The organism is Streptomyces sp. NPDC002888, from assembly GCF_042888465.1.
Taxonomy (GTDB): domain Bacteria; phylum Actinomycetota; class Actinomycetes; order Streptomycetales; family Streptomycetaceae; genus Streptomyces.
Window position 1 is genome coordinate 97,677 of the sequence record NZ_JBIAPU010000035.1, and the last position, 16,331, is coordinate 114,007.

A 16,331-nucleotide genomic window follows, 5' to 3' on the forward strand; every position below is an offset into this window, starting at 1 on the left:
AGCACCTTGACCGCCATCGACCCCACCGCCCACCTGACCGCGGAACAGATCGAGGAGCTTGGCCGCGAGCTGGACGCGATCCGCGACGAGGTGATCGCCGGCCGCGGCGAGAAGGACGCCGCCTACATCCGCAAGGTCATCTCGGCGCAGCGCAAGCTCGAGCTGGTCAGCAGGGGCGTGCTGCTGTTCTCGATCTTCCCGCCCGCGTGGCTGCTCGGCACCGCCGGTCTGTCCGTGGCGAAGATCATGGACAACATGGAGATCGGCCACAACATCCTGCACGGCCAGTGGGACTGGATGCGAGACCCGAAGATTCACTCCACCACCTGGGAGTGGGATCACGTCTCGCCGTCCGAGCAGTGGAAGCACTCGCACAACGAACTGCACCACACGTACACCAACGTGATCGGCAAGGACAACGACCTCGGCTACGGCATCATGCGCGTCGACGAGGACCAGAGGTGGCACCCGTTCCACCTCGGCCAGCCGCTGTGGAACTTCATCAACGCCTGCTTCTTCGAGTACGGCATCGCAGCGTACGACCTGGAGCTCGGCAAGAACCTGCACAAGCGTCGCCGCAAGAACCCGGAGTTCCGCGCGCGGGCCAAGGCCGTGGGCCGCAAGATCCGCAAGCAGGTGCTCAAGGACTACGTGATCCACCCGCTGCTGTCGGGCCCGTCGTTCCTCACCACGCTCGCCGCCACGTTCACCGCGAACCTGGTCCGCAACATCTGGACCCACTCGGTGATCATGTGCGGGCACTTCCCCGAGGGCGTGCAGGTCTTCGAGCGCCGGTCGATCAAGGGCGAGACGCGCGGCCAGTGGTACCTGCGCCAGATGATGGGCTCGGCGAACATCAGCGGCAGCAAGGCCATGCACTTCATGACCGGCAACCTGTCGCACCAGATCGAGCACCACCTGTTCCCGGACCTGCCGAGCAACCGGTACGCCGAGGTCGCGGTGAAGGTGCGCGCGCTGTTCGAAAAGTACGAGCTGGAGTACGTCACCGGGCCGCTGCCCAAGCAGGTGTTCTCCGCGTGGCGCAAGGTCTTCCGGCTCTCACTGCCGAACAAGAAGCCCAAGGTCAAGACGCCGGACCGCGAGCAGGAGCTCGTCGCGGCCTGATTCCCGGTATTGGTTCAGATCTTCCGGCCGTACCGGCGGCACCGCCGGGTTCGGTGAGATCCGTTGCGGACGGTGGGCGGCCGCGACATCAGACCGTACGACACGGGACCCGGGCAGCCCGGTGTCCGGCTGCGCTGCCTGGACGTGCGCCAGGAGCTCAGCACACAGCCCCCGGCGAGGTGTTGTAGTGCGCTGACCTGCCGTGGTCGGGCCGGTAGTCGGGGGCGTACGCGCACTCGGTTTGCCGACGGGCGGGCTGGGTGGAAGGCATCGGCTGTGACGTGGACACTGCCGGAACCGATGCTCGCCGCCCCTGTGTCCGACCCTGCGCTGCTGCCGGGGTGGGCGGGTGAGCCGAAATGGGACGGATTCCGGGCCGCCGTCTCCGTCGACGCGGGCCGGATGGTCTGCGCTCCAGGCGCGGCACGGAAATGGGGCCGGCGTTTCCGGAGGTCGTAGTCGGGGCCGTGCAGCTGCCGGATGCGACCGCGATGGACGGCGAGTTGGTCGTATGGGACGCCGCGGGTCGCCTCACGTTCGAGCGGCTGCAGAACCGGCCACGCGCTGTCAGTGGGCTGTGCCACGATGTGTTCACGGCCCGCTCCGGGCTCGTCACAGACGTTCGGGCCGACGCCTGAAGGGGACGCACGATGACAGAGCACGACCGCACCGCGGGAGAGACCGTGGTGGTCCCGGTGACCCAGGACGGGGTGCGCATCCAGGTGTTCGCGCGCTCCGCCGAGGCCGCGGCGGACGGCGAGGAGACCGAGATCGGCGCCCGTCGCCCCGGCCTCGACCAGGTCATGTCCGGGCTGAACGCGGTGGCGCGGGCCGTGGGCGAACAGGCCCGGCAGAGCACGGCGAGCAAGGTGACGCTGGAGTTCGGCTGCGACATCGCCCTGGAGTCGGGCTCCCTGGTGGCCGCCATCGGCAAGGCGAGCGCCAGATCGGCGTTCAAGGTCACGCTCGAATGGGACAGCACCTCGGCGTGACGGGCCTTCCCCCGGGGAGGCAGGAGTCGGCACTGCTGGACTCCGTCGTCGCACTCGAAGTGCCCTCGCCCGACGGCGAACCGCTCGCCGTGGGCACCGGCTTCTTCGTGGCGCCCGACGTGGTGGCCACGTGCGCCCACGTGGTGGCCGCCTCGGCGGCGGAGCTGCCGCGCAGGATCGTGGGCCGCATCGCCTCGCGCTCGCTGGTCCTGGAACTCCAGGCGCGTCCGGAGCGGTACTTCCTGACCCCGGGGGACGGGCTCGACCTGGCGTTCCTCCAGGTCACCGACGCCGACCGGCGGGAGAGCCCCGCCTCCCTGCCGCTGTCGGACCGGCTGGCCGTCGGGGACGCGCTGTGGACCCATGGGCACCCGTCCGGCATGTTCCGCGCCGGGCAGTCCGCGACCTTCACCTACGAGGGCACGTCCGCCCGTGCCTTCGAGCTGCCGAATAGCCTGCACCGGCTGCGCGGCGCGGTGGTGACCGCCGGGTTCAGCGGCAGCCCCGTCCTCAACCGCCGGACGGGGTGCGTGGCCGGCATGCTCACCACCGCCGACCGGACCGGCAGTTCGCACATGGTCGGGGCGCGCGAGCTGAGCGCCCGGCTCGATCCCGGCTGGTGCGACAGCCGGTGGAGCGCCGACTGCCGGACCTGGCTGGGCACGCTGTCGGACGCGCAGATCGAGGCGGGCGGCTGGCCCTTCCTCGGACCGCGGCTGCGCGAGTTCCTGGACATCTCCGCGCGGGCCGCCTGGGAGCACCCGTACCCGGGCGTGGTCCCCGGCACGGTGCCGCCGCCGCTGTCCACCGTCTACGTCCACCAGCACGCGACGGCGTACCGGGGCCTCGACCCGGTGCCGGACGACGAGGCGCGGACCCCCGCCGACGCGCTCCTGGACCACCCCGACGACGTGATCGTCTTCGGCGGACCGGGCTTCGGGAAGTCCAGTCTGCTGCGGTCTTGGATCACCACCGTCGCCCGCAGGTGGACCGAGGAGCACTTCTACCACTCGGTCCCCGTCCTGGTCAGGGCCGCGGACCTGGTCGGCGACCGGCCCTTCGCGAGCCTCCTGCACGACGCCGTCTCCCGGGAGCTGAGCGGCGCCGGGCTGGTCAGGCCGATCCGCGAGGACCTCTTCGCCGCTTCCCCGGCGCCGGGCGTGCGCTGGCTGCTGCTGGTGGACGGCTTGGACGAGGTGATGAGCCCGGAGGGGCGGCAGCGCGTCCTGGGCAAGCTCGCCTCGATCCGGGAACAGGACGCGTACGCGCACCAGTTCCGGTTCGTCCTGGCGACCAGGCCCACCCTCGACGTCCGGGACGTGCCGGAACCCCGGTTCCGCTGCTGCTCGTTGCTGCCCTTCGACCTCCAGCAGCTGCCCAGGTTCGCCCGCGCCTGGTTCACCGCCCTGGGCCTGCCGGAGCCGGAGGCGAGGACCACCGCCTTCCTGAATCACGTCAGGATCCCCAGCGTGCGGCACCTGGCGACGGTGCCGCTGATGGCGACCATGCTCTGCCAGTTGCACGCCGACTCCGGCCAGGAGCCGCTGCCCCGGGGCCGCTGGGCGCTGTACACGCGGTTCATGGACCTGCTCCGCGCCAAGCAGTACGGCGAGCGGGCCAACGTGCTGGAGCAGGCGCACGCCGTGCTGGACCGCCACGGCGCCGAGGGGGCCCGCGCGGCGGAAGGACTCGGCGCCCTGACGGATCACGTCCTGCGGGAGCTGGCGCTGGCCAAGTACCGCGGGGACACCACCCCCGAGCGGCAGTTGATCGAACGGTGGACGGGCCACCTGCGGCCCGCCTCGCTCCGTCCCGAGCGGTGGAGCGCGCTGTGCGAGGAGGTACTGCTGCGCGGCGGGCTGGTAGTCCGGCGGGGCGGCGGCCTGGAGTTCGTCCACCAGACGCTGCTCGAACACCTCGCGGCGCAGGCCACGGTCGGGGACCCCGAGCGAAACCGGGCCGCCTACCGCTCGATCGTCGGCGGCTGGCCGCGCAGACGCCGGGTGGCCCCGCTGACCGCCGTCGAGAGTCCCTATGTCGACTTCCTCATCTCTTCCTGGTCCGGCCGTCCGGGGTTCGCGCGGCTGCTCGCGCACTGGGCCAGGGAGCTGTACGGCGCCCAGTACGTCGCCCGGCTGAGCGGCGAGGGCGTCGCCCTTCCCCGGCGGGTGCTGCGGGCGGCCACGCGGGAACTGTTCGCGGTGGTCCGCGACGAGCGGCGCGACCCGTTCGACCGGCTGCGGGCCGCCCGGGCGCTGGTGGACCTCGGGGACGCCCGGGGCACCGCGGAGATCTCCTCGTTCGCGGCGCTCCCCGCGCACGACCTGGGATCCCGGCTGCATGCCGCGGAGATGCTCGCGGACCTCGGCGCCGCGGACGCCCATGAGCTGCCGGTCTCCGTCGCCGGCGACCAGGAGACGGACGCGGGGCGCAGGATCAGGGCCGCCGAGATCCTGGGCCGGCTCGGTGACGAGCGCGGCGCGCGGGCGCTGGCGGACCTCGCCCGGTCCTCCGAGACCTGGTGGGTGGACCGGCTGCGCGCCACGGAGTCCCTGGACCGGACCGCGCCCGACAGCGCCGTCGCCATCCTGCTCGGCATCGCCGTCGACGGCCGGACCCCCACCCATGTCCGGTCCGCCGCGGTGGAGGCGCTCTCCCGGCTCCACCCGTACTCCGCCTTCCAGTACCTGCGCGAGACCGCCGGGGACCGGGAGCGCCCGGTGTCCTCCCGGAGCCGGGCGCTGGAGGCCCTGGAATGGCTGGGCGGGAAGGACTCCGTCGAGTGCCTGGCCCGGATCGCCCAGGACCCCTCGGAGGACCGCCTCCTGCGGTTGTCGGCCGCCGACGGGCTCTCCCGGCTCCGGGACCCCCGCGTCGTGGACACCCTGGCTCACCTGCTGACCGGGCCGTCCGACGAGCCGGCGCTGATCCTGCGGGCGGCCGAGGCGCTGGCCCGGCACGGCGACCCCAGAGCGGCCGACGCGCTGGCCGCGATCGCGGCGACGGAGCGGCTGACCGGACCGGAGCGGCTCCAGGCGGGCCGGGCGCTGCTCTCCCTCTCCGACCCGCGCGGCCAGGACGTCCTGTACGCCCTGGCCAGCGACCCCGCGACCGGGACCGGGCTGCGCCTGCAGGCCGCCGAGGCGCTGGACGGCGTACGGGACCCGCGGGCGCTGTACCCGCTCACCATCATCGCGCTGCACCCTTCGGCGCCCCGGGCGTCGCAGATCCTGGCCGCCGAGCGCCTCGACCAGTTCCGCACCCGCAAGGCCGCCGACGCCCTGCTGTCCGTGCTGGACAACCCGGAGCTGCTGGAGGAGATGCGGGTGCGGGCCGGCACGCTCCTGGCGGACCTCGGCGACGGCCGGGCACGCCGCTGCCTGGAGCAGCTCGCCCGGTCGGCGTTCGGTCCGGCGGCGCGGATCCGCGCCGCCGGCGCGCTGGGCAAGATCGCCCCGGAGGACGGGTGCCGGGCACTGGAGGAGCTACTGACGGACGCGTCGGTCGACGCGCACTCGCGCATCCGGGCACTGGAGGCACTGTGCCGGGCGCACCCGGAGCGGGCCAGGCAGGTGCTGCCCGACGTGGCGGCCGACGCCCGCCAGGTGACGGAGGTCCGGATCCGCGCGCTGGCGCTGACCCGGGGCCGCCTGCTGCCGGAGACGAGCGCCGCCCACCGGGCGGTCGCCGCCGCCCGGCACCTGTCGCCGATGGTCCGCGTCGGCGCGGTCCAGGTGTTGCAGCACCTGGGCGGCACGGACGTGCTGGACCTGCTCGGACGGCTGGCCAGGGAGCCCAACCGCTACCTCCAGACCAGGGTGCTGATCACCCTGGCCCAGCTGCAGCACGCACCGGCGGCGGCCGCGGCCCAGGACTTCATGTCCGACCCCAAGGTGCCGATGCGGAACAAGTTCGAGGTGCTCCAGGTGCTGGCCGACTCCCCGGTCGGGGAGCTGCGCCGAGTCGTCCGGGACGTCTCGCTCGGCGCGGTCCCCTCCGATCTGCTGCGGGACCACTGCCGCGCGCTGCTCGCGGAGGCACGCAGACCCGGCCCCCGCACGGCCGGCACCGACTGACCGCGCGACGGCTCCCGTCCCGCGCCTTGGCCCTCGCCCTGCGCGCTGGCCCTCACCCCGGCACCCCACTCCGCACGACCACACCGGCGTTCACCCCGTGAACTCCCTCGCGTCCTGACACAGCTCCAAGTAGGCGCTGCACGCCCGGCCGTGTGTCGGGCTCCCTGCCAGGCTTCTGCCCGGCAGGGAGCCGGAACCGGCACCGCGGCCGCAAAGCGGCGGGCGCTCAGGGCCGACATGCCAGGGTTGTGGACGACACCCTGCTGGACCGGCTGGAGACAGCGCTCAACGAGCTCAACGGAACTCCCCCGGACCGCAAGCCCTTCGCAGACGTCGACAAAGACGTCTCCAGGTCCTCGTCCACGCAGCTGAGCGCGCCGCGCGGCGCAAGCCACTGCGGCGAAGCGGCCGGATTCCGCACCCCGCGCCTACAGGGCTGCAGGAGGAACGTTCAGGGCGGGGAGGTTCTGCGGTGCGCTCAGCTGGGTTGCGGGCGCGCGGCGCATTATCTGGGCCAGGTCGCGGCGTATGCGTTCGGCTTCACCGCGCACCTGGGTGGGGATGCCCCCGCGCTCGGCGACGAGACGGCTGAAAACGGGGGTTTCCTGGAACACGGTAGGGACTACTGACCTTCCACCTGCATCCGGGACGTCAGCCACCCCACGGATCAGACAGAACGGGCGCGCCACAACATTCTGACCGCCGCCTCACATCTGCGACGGCGGCAGGACGCGCCCTCCGGAACGGGGGGCTGAGTTCCAGCGCCCGGCATCGGGAGCGTGGGTCCCGACCGTGGCCGAAGCCCCACGCTCCGAGCTGTACATCCGGGGAATCAGGCGCCGCTCCATCCAGACAGCGGGACTGGACCCTCCCCTTCTTCACCGTCCGGAAAGTCAACGCCCGACACCCACAGAGTCATGCGCGTCCTTGCGGCTCTTCCTGAAGGGCCGCCCGATGCTCCCGCCCATCGGACGCGAGCGGCTCCGCCGGGCGCCCCTCCAGTTCCCGCTGCCTGGCGGCCAGGGCCCTCGCCAGCATCTTCGCCCGGTAGGGGTTCGATGAGCCGAGGGCCTTCGCCACCTCCACGGCCTCGTCCAACAGGGCCAACCGTCGCTCAGGCAACTCCCGCACCAGGGGCGAAGCGCTTGCCTCCACCAGGACGTACGCCAGCTTCGACCCGTACGCCTCCGGCTCCACCTGTGTCAGAAGGCGGTAGATCCACATCCCCTCGGCACCGCGCACCACCCGCCGGTTGGCACTGAGCAGCCTGACCCTCGCCAGCACTACCATGTCCTGATCCATCGATCCCCTTCGTCGCGCCACCCCCGGCCGGTGCACGTCACACGGCGAGACAGCACGGCTAACGCGCCGACAGCCGAGAACGGTTGCCGACACGTTGGCCGGGGAGTGGATGACGGTGAGTCTGGCGCGCGGTAACAGCTGCCACAAGGCCTAACGGACGTGCGCTCGGTCCTACCGAAACCACCTCCGAACAGGCATGATGGACCTGACACTCGCGCAAGGCCCGTCTGCCACCCACTCGCTTGGACGCAACCACGGCATCCTGTGATTGATCAGACGCCCTCCTAGGCACGCTGATGCGCAGCTCGAGTCCTCCCAAACAGGCGGCGGCAGTTAGGTTCTCACCCTCGGACTGTCTGGCGACCTTGAGCTCAAGCGGACGGCGTGACCGGGGACCGCAGGCCGAGGCACTGCTCGCGGTACCGGGGACCAGCGCGCCGGCCAAGCGCCGGTCCGGCAGAACGCGTTCAGCGGTGAGGTGCCGGAGGCAGAACGCGCTTGAGGAACTCCAGCCGCGTCTGACGGGGGAGTTGGCTGTCCAGCCCCAGGGCGGTGCGGATTGATTCGGCGGTGACGTCGCGCGGGATTTCCAGGCGGCGCTCGGCGTCTCCGATGATCTCGCCGATGACGTGGTGGGCAGCCAGAGGATGGTGCCCGATCAGCCAGTCCAGCATTTTGGCCACCGGTGTCACGATGCCATAGAAGGTCGTGGGCCCGGTATCTCCCGTTGCCTCGTCCAGTTCCTTGCCGTAGGCGAGTTCGTCGAGAAAGGCGTAGCGGACGGTGGCCGCGAGATCGTAAGGGCTGATGATCCCTTCTGTATCGGCTGCGACGTTCCAGGCGAGTTCGTCGGCTACCTCGTGTACGGCGGCTTCGTTGCGGTGGCGCAGTGCCCAGCGTTTGCGCCGGTCGGGCCGTTCCCACAGCACGCCGAAGAACAGGCGTGCCAGTCGGTGGCGAAGTTCGGAGGCGCCGATGGGCGGGTTGTCGTTGTCTGAGTTGAGCGTGGCAGCGGTGCTTTCAGGTGAGCGGTGGCGTTGTTCGGCCCAGTCCTGGGCCACGGTGGCGGCCCACAGGTTGCGGTTGTTGACGGTGGCCTGGGGTGGGGGGGGACGTCGCGTTGGTTGCGGGAGATGTAGGCGCGCAGGGTGGAGGCGGCGATGCCGCCGATCTCGGCCATCTCTGGTACGCCGATGAGCTGGTCCGTGGCGAGTTCGGGGGCGGAGAGGCGGACCACGCACTTCGACAGGGGGCGGGCGTTTCGGGGGCGTCGGGAGGCCCAGAAGGCGAGGTGGTCGTTCCAGGGGTCGGGGGCGGTGCGTCCGGGGCGAAGTTGGCGACCTTCAGCAGGCGCCCGCCGGCGGGGTGGGCGTTGTCGTCGAGGAGGTCGTCTGCGGTGATGGTGGTCGCTGCTTTGACTGGGCGCCGGTCGTAGCGCTCGCTGGCGGCGTCCCAGACTTGGTCGGGTCGGTACCAGGTGGTTCCGTCCCACCAGTAGCCGCCGTGGCGGAAGAGGAGTTGGGGGCCCCACAGGCTGCTGTACCAGGAGGAGGAGTCCTTGTCGGGGACCAGGAGGACGGTGCGGCCGTTCGGGGTGGTGGCGCACGACCCAAGAGAGGTCGTTGCGGATCGGATCGGTGGTGAAGGCCAGCCAGGATCCGTTGGTGGTGCGGTCTTTGTCCCAGCGGCCCAGGTGCTGCCTTCCTCGTGGCGGCCGATGGCTTCGACGGCGGCAGGGTCGTCGACGGGAATGTGGCCGTCATCGAGCGGGAAAAGACGCGCGCCCCGGCAGCACCGCCCCGACGAGGGACTCGGACGCTCCCGGGGCGGCCTGACCTGCAAGATCCACCTCGCCGGTGAGGGCGGACGCCGCCCACTGGCCCTGCTGATCACCCCGGGTCAGTGGGGCGACGCCCCGCAGCTCATCCCGGTCATGGAGCGTGTCCGTGTCGCCCGGCTGGACGGCGGGCGTCCCCGGACTCGGCCTGACCATCTCGGCGGAGACAAGGCGTACTCCTCCCGCCGCAACCGCCGCTACCGCCGCTACCGCCGCTACCTGCGACGACACCCGATCAAGCACACGATCCCCGAACCGAAGAACCAGCGGGCCAACCCCAACGCAGAGGCAACAAGGGCGGCCGGCCCGCCGGCTTCGACAAGACGATCTACAAACGCAGGAACGAAGTTGAGCGAACGATCAACGCGCTGAAGAACTCCCGGGCCGTGGCCACGAGATTCGACAAGCGCGCCTACATCTTCCACGACACCGTCACCGTGGCTTCGATCCGCCTTTGGCTCAAGCCGTGATCAGCCGCATTACAGGGCATCGGCCCGCCAGTACCTACGATCCCTGAACCAGCGGAGAGAATCTGGGAGGCGTGCGTCACCGCCGCCGGACGCCATCGCGCTGCTGGGCCGCGTCGTGGCCCGGCGATCTCGGCAGAAAGAGCAGTCGTCCTCCACTTGGCCTTCGTGACAACATCTGGGTGTGACGACGTTGTTCCTGACGGTCGGTTTGCCAGGGGCCGGAAAGACCACGAGAGCTCTGCAGCTGGCCAAGGAGCACAGCGCGCTGCGGCTGACGCCGGATGAGTGGATGATCCCGCTTTTCGGCGATCCGCAGCCGGATGGGAAGCGCGATGTGCTGGAAGGACGGCTGCTCTGGCTTGGTCTGGAGGCGCTGAGGCTGGGAACCAACGTGGTCCTGGATTTCGGGTGCTGGTCTCGTGACGAGAGGTCCGCGATCCGCTGGTTGGTGATGTCTGTGGGCGCGTCCTGTCAACTTGTATACGTGCCGGTGGACCATGAGACCCAACGTGCTCGGATAGCCCATCGCCAGTCGACCACCCCTGATCAGACCTTCGCGATGAGCGAGACGGACCTCTTGCACTGGAGGACGCTGTTCGAGGAGCCCGACGTCACGGAACTCGATGGACATGAGGTTGGAAGTCCGCCTCCTGGGTGGGCAGGATGGCCGGAGTGGGCCGCCGATCGGTGGCCGTCGCTCGCGTGACTGTCCGGCCAACCTTGGTGCGGCCCAGTACTGGGGGCGGGAGCCTGGGGCCAGGCCAAGTACGGTCTCCCGCCCGTGCCGTCACGGGGTCGACGCCGTCGTCCAGGCTTGCGCTCTATACGGCCGGCGTCCAGGTGCCGGACTCACCGTACGAACCCAGCTGGCAGCTGAAGCGGCCATCGGGGACGACGGGGGCGCGAGTCGATGACGCCGGCGCGGCCGGCGGCCGTGCGGCCAGCGCGCTCGCGAACGCGAGGAGGAAAAACCTCTTGCGCTGAACCAGGGCCGAGCCTGAAATGCGAAACCCTCACCGAACGATAGTGCCTGACCTGCCGAAACATGGCGGGCTGCCACAGCCGCACGTAGGGGCACGGTGTCCGGCGTCTGAACCGGCGCTGCTTGCCACCGCCGTCGCAACCACACTGCGTCATGGCTGCTCCGCATTCACGGCTGCCGTACTGCCTCCAGGATATGGCCTCGCCTGCGCAGGGAGGGTAAGACGGCGGTCTGGTGTGTCGGCGGTGTAGGCGTCGGCATCGAATTGGCGCAGGCGGCGCACGAGCTGTCCGGTGGACCATGGCCAGGCGAAGGCATTGTGCCCGGTGGAGGTGAAGTAGTAGCTGGTGCAGCCGCCCGTGTTGTAGACCGTGGTCGCGAGCGCCTCCTGGACGGCGGTGTTGTGCGCGGCCTGAGCGGCCGACCGGACGTTCAGGGCGCGGTGACCGCCTTGGTCGAGGTGGGCCAGAGCGGCGGTGATGTAGGTCAGCTGGGCTTCCAGGACCGTGATCGCGGAGGTGGAGCCGCCGAGCAGGTTGGGTCCCAGAAGGAGGAAGAGATTGGGGAAGCCGCTCACGGTGGTGCCCAGGTACGCCTGCGGTTGGCCGCCCCAGGCTTCGTCGAGTGTCTGGCCGTTCGTGCCGTGCAGGGTCGTGGCCAGCGGCAGCTCACCGACGCGGAAGCCCGTGGCTTCGATGAGCACGTCGGTGTGGACGGTGGTGCCGTCCACACCGACGACCTCGTTGCCGCGCACGGCGCTCACGACGGTGGGATGCAGGCGCACGTGCGGCTGGGACAGGGCCTGGTAGAAGGTGCTCGACGTCAGAAGACGCTTGCAGCCCAGCCGGTAGTCCGGTGTCAGGTGCCGGCGTAACTGTCCGTCGCGGACCGCCAGGCGTAGGTGAGCGCGGGCGCCCGCCTCGAGGAGGCGAGCTGCCTGCGGGTGGCGGAAGGCGTAGCCGAAGCCCTCCTGCAGGGTGTACTGGCCGGCGCGCAGGACGCTGCGCGCGCCGGGGACGCAGTCCACCAGCCGGTTGAGTGCTGCGGGTACCGGCAGATCGGGCTTGGGCAGCACCCATTGGGGTGTGCGCTGGAAGAGGTTCACGGTCGCGGCCTGTGCTTCGATGGCCGGGACGATCTGGACGGCGGAGGCGCCGCCGCCCACCACGGTCACCTGCCGCCCGGTCAGGTCGACGCTGTGGTCCCACCCGGCGGTATGGAAGACGGGGCCGTCGAAGTCCTCGATCCCGGGCACCTCCAGGCGGCGCGGGACGTGCCAGGGGCCGGTGGCCAGGACCAGAACCGCAGCACTGTAGGGTCCGTCGCTGGTCTCCAGCAGCCAGCGGCCGGCTGTCCCGTTCCACCGGGCCCCCAGCACCTGCACACCGCAGCGCAGCACGTCACCGAGCCGGTAGCGCTCGGCTGTCGCCCGCAGATAGGCGAGGATCTCCCGCTGCCCGGCGAAGACCCTGCTCCAGGCTGCATCCGGTGTGAAGGAGTAGCTGTAGAGCGTCGAGGGCACATCACAGGCGCAGCCCGGGTAGGTGTTCTCCCTCCAGGTGCCGCCGAGGTGCGTCCCCTTCTCCAGAACGAGGACGTCGTCGAACCCTGCCTCGCGAAGCCGTACCGCGGCCCCGATCCCGGAAAACCCCGCTCCCACGACCGCAGCCCGCACGTCCCTGACCGTCCGCTCACCCTGCGCCGGGATCACAGCGACGCTCCAGCCGTGCAACCGGCGCACAGGCCACAACCCGCACGTAGCTCTCGCAAAGCCGTCCGGCAAGCAGAAACCGGCAGCCAGGGCCGTTGTACGGCGGGCTGGGCGGCAGCGTCGGGCAGCAGGACAATCGGAGTCAGGCCCCGCTCGAGTGGTGTGATCACGTACCGCCAACGACTATCACTCTGCGGCGTCACCCCCGATGAGCCGAATTCGACACGTCCGCAAAAGGCTGCCCGGTCAGTGCTACAGGGCGGGCCGCGACACCGGGGCGGACTCCATGCGGCGCATGCCAACTGCCAGACTCAAACCAGCTCACGGCCGTCCCCTGGTTCCCACCCCACTGGGGCTGGACGGCTACACCGACCCCAAATAGCGGGCTGCCACAACCGGCAAGCTGCGGGCTGGCGGTGTGTCTCATTCGGATGATCGTGGCCTTGTCCGGTCGGCTGCTCCGCTACCGCGCCGTTATGAGCGAGCCATTCGCCCAGGCGAGGACCATCCGGCGTGCGGGATCTGTCCGTCGAAGCGGCTGCCACGTGGGGCGTTCGTGGTCTACGACCGGCCGTCCTGGGAGTGCCCGTTCAACCCCCAGGACGGCTTCCGGTACACCGCCGACGGGACTCCGGCGTGCGTGCATCCGCACAAGGTGGGGCTGGAGCCTGATCGGACCGCTCCCCCGCCGAAGCCCGTCGACGACGTGGCGGCGGAGGTTACGCCGCGGCGGCCGAGAGGATGGCGGCCTTCCTTCCTCGGTCGGTGACGCTGATCCGTGCGTAGATTTCATCGAGGACCTGGCGGCGGCGCTCGGTCTCGGTGGCGTCGATCCAGTAGCGCTCGTTCACGGGTCCCCACGCGGCCCGGTACGCCTGGTGTGTGAAGTCGCCGGGGTTCCAGGTGCCGCCGGCGAATCCGTCCTCCATGTCGGTGGCGTGGACGAAGCGGATGCCGGTGCGGTCCTGGATGCGGGACATCACGGTGAACTGTGCGATCCGCGCGTGGGACATGACGTCGACGGGCACGGGCTGGGCGAGTTCGGCGGCCTTCTCGTCGCCGCCGGTCAGCTCGTACATGGCGGACTTGAGCGCCATGACCCGGGTGGTCTCGATGAACAGCGCGGGCGCGTCGGCGAGCGCGTCGTAGTCGAGGATGCTCGGGTAGCCGTAGAACTCGTCCCAGTCGCTGTTGTACTTCGCGCAGCTGTTCCACAGACGCTGCCACTCCTCTTCGGCCTGCCAGGTGTCGAGGATCTGCCGGGCCCGGGCGGCGACGGCGGCGGGTTCGATGACGGTCGTCATGGATGGTGCCCCTCTCGTGTCTCGGTCGGAGTCGAGCGGTGCGCCCGGCCCGAGCAGGGCCGGGGTGGAGCGGGGGTGGTGCCGGCGCCGCGCACCCGGGGACCAGGCGGGTCTCGCCCGGGTGCGCGACGGATCAGGGGGCGGCCGACCCGGTCGGCTCGCTCTGGGTGAGGCGGTCGAGCCGCTCGTACAGCGCGCGCACGAGCCGGGCACGGTCCTGGACACAGGCGGCGGTGCCCTCGATCGGCGCGGACAGGAGTCGGCCGGCGTCGCCCAGGACGACGTCGGCGAGCGCACGCCGGCCGTTGTCGGCGGGAAGCAGCTGGACATGGCACTGGACGTCGGCGGCGACGGCGCGGGCGTGGCCAGTCAGCTGCAGGGCGATCTGCGTGTAGTCGCGGGAGGCAAGGCCCGGGGTCGTCCAGGCGAGCACAGCGGTGACGAGCGCTTCGTACGGGGCGCGGTCCAGGGGGAGTTCGGCCTCGATCAGTCCCTGGGGGTCGTACAGGACCGTGTGCGTACGGCTGGTCATCGCTGCCTCGCGTCGTCGGTGGCGCGGCCGGTGTCGCCGGTCGTGGCGTGGCGCGTGAGGAAACGGACGAAGCCACGGTCAGCGCGGGCCAGCAGGGCCGGGGAGGGAACGCCATAGCCGGGCTGCTGGAAGCCGCGGCCCGTCGGGGCCTGGCCCGTGGTGTCGAGGGGTGCGCGGATGAAGTCCCGCCTTGCCGTTGGCTGGTGGCGTCGGTGGTGTTGACGCTACGGACGGCGTGGGCGGCTGCTCAAGGAAATTGCGGTTTATTGCGGAGGTTCACTCCAGAGCGTCGATGGCGGCCTGGATGAGGGCGCGGGCGGCGTCGCCGTACACGGCCATCTCCGCGAGGCTGACGAACGCCTTCGCGTATTCGGCCAGTTCGCGCGGCTGTGTCACCTTGATCTCCGCCGTCAGCGTCTCCACCACGGCCTGGGTGTCGTCGTGGAGGCAGAACGCCTCCAGCGGCCGCACGGTGCGCTGCGCGGTGAACGGGATGATGCCGAGGGACACGGACGCCAGCGGCATCACGGCCAGGAGGTGGCGCAGCTGCCCGCGCATGGCGTCGGAGTCGGCAGTGCGGTAGCGCAGGACGGATTCCTCCATGAGGACGACGTAGCGGTGGCCGCCCTCGTAGAGGAAGCGGGAGCGGGCGACGCTCGCGGCGACCGCTTCGGCGACGTCGTTGGGGGTGTCCTGGAAGGTGGTGATCTGTTCCACGAGGGCGGTGGCGAACGCCGGTGTCTGGAAGAAGCCCGGCGGCACGTTGGAGACGTAGGTGCGGCAGATGCGGGTCTGCTCGTGGAGGGCGTACCAGCATTCTTGGACCTTGCGCATGCCGTTGCGGTGCAGGCGCGCCATTCCAGGTACATGGAGTCGACCGCTCGGGCGGTGGCGATCAGGTCGTCGGCCTGGTCGTCGGCGCCGCAGGCCGCGCACCAGGTGCGGATGTCCGTGTCCAAAGGGGGGCCTCGCCTTTTTGGAGGCGGGTGGTCTTCGCGGGGTGCCAGCCGCACCGGGCGGAGAGTTCCTTCCCGGTGAGGCCGGCGTCCTTGCGCAGGTGCTGCAAGCGCACCGCGAGCGCCTCGCGGGCTCCCTGGGCGCTGGACGATGGGGAGACGGTCATGTGGCTGCTCAGGGGCCTAGACGGTGTACTTCTCGTGCGGGGTGCCGCGTTCCCACACCCGTCTCGAACGCCGTGGCGCACAGCGCGGCCGCGGCGGGGTCGTCGGTGCCCTCCTTCCCGTCCGGTGCCCAGTCGCCGGTGCCGGTGAAGTGGTGGAACTGCACGAGCCGTCCGTCCAGGAGCCAGAAGTCGTTGCCGGGCAGCGGAATGCCGCTCGCGTGCCGGCGGGGCAGCCAGCGCACGTCCTCCCCGGCCTGGAGGTTGAGCGGGGTAATGGCGTGCTCGTAGCGGATGTAGTCGGTGACCGGCTCGGACACGATCCTCGCCCGGCGCATGACCACGCCGCGGGCGACCGCCTCCTGTACGAGCGGCATCCACTGCGGCCAGAACGAGCGGGCCGGATCGAGGTTCGGCGTGCCGGTGCGCAGGAAGCTCTCGAAGTCCTCCCGCTCGTCGCCCACCGCGTAGACATCACGCATCTCCAAATGGACGGCGCTGTGGTGGGTGGCCGCGAGAAGGTCAGCGAACGTCGCGCTGTTCAGCAGCTCGTTCCGCCGCATCGCACGCCTCCCTCAGAATCGGCACCATGCGGGCCGGAATCCGGATCACCCGCTCGTGCGCGGGGATCCCCGTCGTATGGCCGGCCACCCACTGAGCGGAGCCGACCTCCGTCCTGAGGAGTTCATCGGCCTCCTCGCTGGAGGACCAGATCCGCGCTCTCCTCTTCCACCCGTACCGTCGGCGAACCCTCGCGTGTTCGGGTCGATCCCGACGAACCGTAACGTCATCGCCCTCTCCCCTGTCGAGCTGGTTGCGGATAGTTGCGCCACCGTTCCCCGCACCAGGGCACCGGTCAAGGGCTGGCCTCAGCCACCCG

11 protein-coding genes and 4 pseudogenes are annotated in these 16,331 nt (G+C 70.7%); 7 read left to right on the forward strand and 8 right to left on the reverse strand.

Annotated elements, in window-relative coordinates; translation table 11 throughout:
- Positions 1–6 precede the first annotated feature (6 nt).
- From ACFYWX_RS40425 to ACFYWX_RS40445, 5 genes are all read left to right on the forward strand, one after another.
- Positions 7–1,125, forward strand: coding sequence for a fatty acid desaturase family protein (locus ACFYWX_RS40425; protein ID WP_389430094.1), 1,119 nt, complete (start codon positions 7–9; stop codon positions 1,123–1,125).
- 467 nt (positions 1,126–1,592) lie between these two features.
- Positions 1,593–1,763 (forward strand): hypothetical protein, encoded by a 171-nt coding sequence (locus ACFYWX_RS40430; protein ID WP_389430096.1) that lies wholly within the window; start codon positions 1,593–1,595, stop codon positions 1,761–1,763.
- Positions 1,764–1,775: 12 nt separating this feature from the next.
- Positions 1,776–2,117 (forward strand): CU044_2847 family protein, encoded by a 342-nt coding sequence (locus tag ACFYWX_RS40435; protein WP_389430098.1) that lies wholly within the window; start codon positions 1,776–1,778, stop codon positions 2,115–2,117.
- Positions 2,096–6,193, forward strand: a complete 4,098-nt coding sequence (locus tag ACFYWX_RS40440) for a HEAT repeat domain-containing protein (protein ID WP_389430099.1) — start codon at positions 2,096–2,098, stop codon at positions 6,191–6,193. Before ACFYWX_RS40435 ends, ACFYWX_RS40440 begins: the two co-directional genes overlap by 22 nt.
- Positions 6,194–6,441: 248 nt before the next feature.
- The gene (locus ACFYWX_RS40445) at positions 6,442–6,822 is read left to right on the forward strand and encodes a hypothetical protein (RefSeq protein ID WP_389430100.1); all 381 of its coding nucleotides are present in this window, start codon (positions 6,442–6,444) and stop codon (positions 6,820–6,822) included.
- Between the two features lie 286 nt (positions 6,823–7,108).
- On the opposite strand, the gene ACFYWX_RS40450 is transcribed toward ACFYWX_RS40445, so the two are convergent.
- Positions 7,109–7,495, reverse strand: a complete 387-nt coding sequence (locus ACFYWX_RS40450) for a hypothetical protein (RefSeq protein WP_389430101.1) — start codon at positions 7,493–7,495, stop codon at positions 7,109–7,111.
- A 467-nt stretch (positions 7,496–7,962) separates the two neighbouring features.
- On the reverse strand, positions 7,963–8,556 hold the full coding sequence (locus tag ACFYWX_RS40455) for a hypothetical protein (RefSeq protein WP_389430102.1): 594 nt from the start codon (positions 8,554–8,556) through the stop codon (positions 7,963–7,965).
- Between the two features lie 710 nt (positions 8,557–9,266).
- Here ACFYWX_RS40455 and ACFYWX_RS40460 point away from each other — a divergent pair.
- Both ACFYWX_RS40460 and ACFYWX_RS40465 read left to right on the forward strand, forming a co-directional pair.
- A pseudogene (locus ACFYWX_RS40460) lies at positions 9,267–9,802 on the forward strand (IS5 family transposase); the annotation flags it as partial.
- A 181-nt stretch (positions 9,803–9,983) separates the two neighbouring features.
- On the forward strand, positions 9,984–10,508 hold the full coding sequence (locus ACFYWX_RS40465) for an AAA family ATPase (RefSeq protein WP_389430103.1): 525 nt from the start codon (positions 9,984–9,986) through the stop codon (positions 10,506–10,508).
- A 427-nt stretch (positions 10,509–10,935) separates the two neighbouring features.
- Here the strand turns inward: ACFYWX_RS40465 and ACFYWX_RS40470 are convergent, their stop codons facing one another.
- The 6 genes and pseudogenes from ACFYWX_RS40470 to ACFYWX_RS40495 form a co-directional block, all read right to left on the reverse strand.
- Positions 10,936–12,495, reverse strand: coding sequence for a flavin-containing monooxygenase (locus tag ACFYWX_RS40470; protein ID WP_389430104.1), 1,560 nt, complete (start codon positions 12,493–12,495; stop codon positions 10,936–10,938).
- Between the two features lie 719 nt (positions 12,496–13,214).
- Positions 13,215–13,799, reverse strand: coding sequence for a hypothetical protein (locus ACFYWX_RS40475; RefSeq protein ID WP_389430105.1), 585 nt, complete (start codon positions 13,797–13,799; stop codon positions 13,215–13,217).
- Between the two features lie 133 nt (positions 13,800–13,932).
- Positions 13,933–14,331 (reverse strand): restriction endonuclease, encoded by a 399-nt coding sequence (locus tag ACFYWX_RS40480; protein WP_389430106.1) that lies wholly within the window; start codon positions 14,329–14,331, stop codon positions 13,933–13,935.
- A 276-nt stretch (positions 14,332–14,607) separates the two neighbouring features.
- Positions 14,608–15,454 (reverse strand): annotated as a pseudogene (locus ACFYWX_RS40485) (helix-turn-helix domain-containing protein).
- Positions 15,455–15,470: 16 nt separating this feature from the next.
- Positions 15,471–16,014 (reverse strand): annotated as a pseudogene (locus tag ACFYWX_RS40490) (DUF6879 family protein).
- Positions 15,974–16,242, reverse strand: a pseudogene (locus ACFYWX_RS40495) (hypothetical protein). Before ACFYWX_RS40495 ends, ACFYWX_RS40490 begins: the two co-directional pseudogenes overlap by 41 nt.
- Positions 16,243–16,331 lie beyond the last annotated feature (89 nt).